Genomic DNA, 957 nt, shown 5'->3' on the forward strand with positions numbered 1-957 from the left:
CTCTTCGGAGGTGCTTTTTTTTGGTCTGAAATTGAGTGATAAAAATTGGAGATTAAAACGCGAAAAGCAGATTGACGGAGAACACACTGTCGGCTTTGCTTAATCCCTCTGGCACTTTATCGTGGTATTGACGCGAGTGAGCCAGTTTCAATGCAATGTCTTCGGTAATGTCATTAGTGACACTGAGTTCGCTATCCACACGCGTATTACTTTTACCTGTAACGAGCGTGATATCAGCGGCAAAGCTCAAGTTATCCAGAGCGTGCCACGTGGTATTGAGGTTGCCACGGAAAATGCCTTCACGAACGATGTTAGGAAAGACGATATCGTCATCATCAATCTCATCCAAATTCGGTTCCTGATAACGAAAACCAGGGCCAATCTCAGCTTCTAAGATAAAGTTTTCGGTGTAGGAAAACTGATAACCCAGACCGCCTGATAAGGTGTAATCTTTGAAATAGGCGCTATAGCGCGAATCAACGCCTTTAAAGCTACCATACAAGTAGGTTTTTGGTCCTAACTTGTAGTCACTTTGAACAGAATATGTCGATGAACGTTTGTCTTCTTCGCCGTCTTTGTACAGGTTGTAGTACTTCCATTCACCGTTTGAACGGTGCCTGCCAGACGTATATTCAGCACTCAAACGAGCATTCAGGGAACGAGAGTCCGTGTTACCTGTGTGAGCTTGATAGCCAAACTCTACCTCAGTTTGTAGAGGGTTGGGCACATCAATATTTTGCTCTGGCTGTACTGATTCTTCAGCGTACGATGCAGTCGTGCACAGTAAGCTCAAGCCAAGTAACCAGTATCGGGACACATCAACCTCGAACGTAATTAAAAAGGAGGGGCATGATACTGATACAGATATTTTGTTGGGTCAATGGTAGGTTAAATTTTATTAGAGCTGAATGGAATTCCCACTTATTGCTAAGGCGACACCTGCATCAAATCTTCCGC

Annotated in this window: 1 protein-coding gene; it reads right to left on the bottom strand. The window is 44.0% G+C overall.

What is annotated here, in order from left to right; genetic code table 11:
• Positions 1-52 precede the first annotated feature (52 nt).
• Positions 53-817: a DUF481 domain-containing protein gene (locus tag R8N49_RS25470; protein WP_005455861.1), complete on the bottom strand. Its 765-nt coding sequence runs from the start codon at positions 815-817 to the stop codon at positions 53-55.
• Between the last annotated feature and the right edge of the window lie 140 nt (positions 818-957).

The sequence above is a fragment of the Vibrio sp. 1978 genome, assembly GCF_033344345.1.